General features: G+C 45.6%; 9 tRNA genes. All 9 read left to right on the forward strand.

Going from position 1 to position 1216, the window contains the following annotated elements:
* Positions 1-26 precede the first annotated feature (26 nt).
* The 9 genes from V7108_RS26790 to V7108_RS26830 all read left to right on the forward strand — a co-directional run bounded on the left by V7108_RS26790 (position 27) and on the right by V7108_RS26830 (position 983).
* Positions 27-102, forward strand: a tRNA-Val gene (locus tag V7108_RS26790).
* Between the two features lie 36 nt (positions 103-138).
* A tRNA-Thr gene (locus V7108_RS26795) sits at positions 139-214 on the forward strand.
* Between the two features lie 73 nt (positions 215-287).
* Positions 288-363, forward strand: a tRNA-Lys gene (locus V7108_RS26800).
* Positions 364-423: 60 nt separating this feature from the next.
* Positions 424-505: transfer RNA gene (locus V7108_RS26805), tRNA-Leu, on the forward strand.
* A 23-nt stretch (positions 506-528) separates the two neighbouring features.
* Positions 529-603, forward strand: a tRNA-Gly gene (locus V7108_RS26810).
* Positions 604-608: 5 nt separating this feature from the next.
* Positions 609-697 (forward strand) — tRNA-Leu (locus V7108_RS26815).
* A 27-nt stretch (positions 698-724) separates the two neighbouring features.
* A tRNA-Arg gene (locus tag V7108_RS26820) sits at positions 725-801 on the forward strand.
* 7 nt (positions 802-808) lie between these two features.
* Positions 809-885 (forward strand) — tRNA-Pro (locus V7108_RS26825).
* A gap of 22 nt (positions 886-907) precedes the next feature.
* A tRNA-Ala gene (locus V7108_RS26830) sits at positions 908-983 on the forward strand.
* The last annotated feature ends 233 nt before the right edge of the window (positions 984-1216 follow it).

A 1216-nucleotide genomic window follows, 5' to 3' on the forward strand; every position in this document is an offset into this window, starting at 1 on the left:
TAGGACGTTGCCAGGCTGTATTATATGGAGGATTAGCTCAGCTGGGAGAGCATCTGCCTTACAAGCAGAGGGTCGGCGGTTCGATCCCGTCATCCTCCACCATATTTATTCACATAGAGAAGATAATCTTCAATATATGCCGGGGTAGCTCAATTGGTAGAGCAACTGACTTGTAATCAGTAGGTTGGGGGTTCAAGTCCTCTCGCCGGCACCATGCTTTTTTAGCAGGAAAGACATCTGACGATTTCAACTTTTCCTTAACAAAAATTAGGGGATTGTATTCGTACGAGCCATTAGCTCAGTTGGTAGAGCATCTGACTTTTAATCAGAGGGTCGAAGGTTCGAGTCCTTCATGGCTCACCAAAGTTTTTTCGCTAACGCGAAGATAACTTTCCATTTGCGGCAGCAAAAAAATCACAATATGCGGGTGTGGCGGAATTGGCAGACGCACCAGACTTAGGATCTGGCGCCGCAAGGCGTGGGGGTTCGACTCCCTTCACCCGCACTTATGCTTTTTACTATTATAATGCGGAAGTAGTTCAGTGGTAGAACACCACCTTGCCAAGGTGGGGGTCGCGGGTTCGAATCCCGTCTTCCGCTCCATTATTGCCGGGGTGGCGGAACTGGCAGACGCACAGGACTTAAAATCCTGCGGTAGGTGACTACCGTACCGGTTCGATTCCGGTCCTCGGCACCATTTTTAACATGTAAAATAGGTTTATATGCGCCCGTAGCTCAATTGGATAGAGTGTCTGACTACGGATCAGAAGGTTATGGGTTCGACTCCTTTCGGGCGCGCCATATTTTGCGGGAAGTAGCTCAGCTTGGTAGAGCACTTGGTTTGGGACCAAGGGGTCGCAGGTTCGAATCCTGTCTTCCCGACCATTCTTTTACTATAATAAAATTTGGGGCCTTAGCTCAGCTGGGAGAGCGCCTGCTTTGCACGCAGGAGGTCAGCGGTTCGATCCCGCTAGGCTCCACCAAGGTTAATTTCACTCTAGTGAAATTAGATAATAAATTTTGAATAAAGTTATTGACTTTAGGTTAATAACTTGGTAAGATAATAAAGTCGTCTTGAGCGACAAACAAGAATTGTTCGCTGAACTTATAATGAGAAGAAGCGATTCAATGAAGTAGCTTTGTTCTTTGAAAACTAAACAAACAATAACGTCAACAAACAATTTTTTAGTTTTTTAAAAAAAGCTAAGCCAACGTA

This window comes from Neobacillus vireti (genome assembly GCF_036962345.1).
In the GTDB taxonomy this organism is placed as follows: Bacteria; Bacillota; Bacilli; order Bacillales; family Cytobacillaceae; genus Neobacillus; species Neobacillus vireti_A.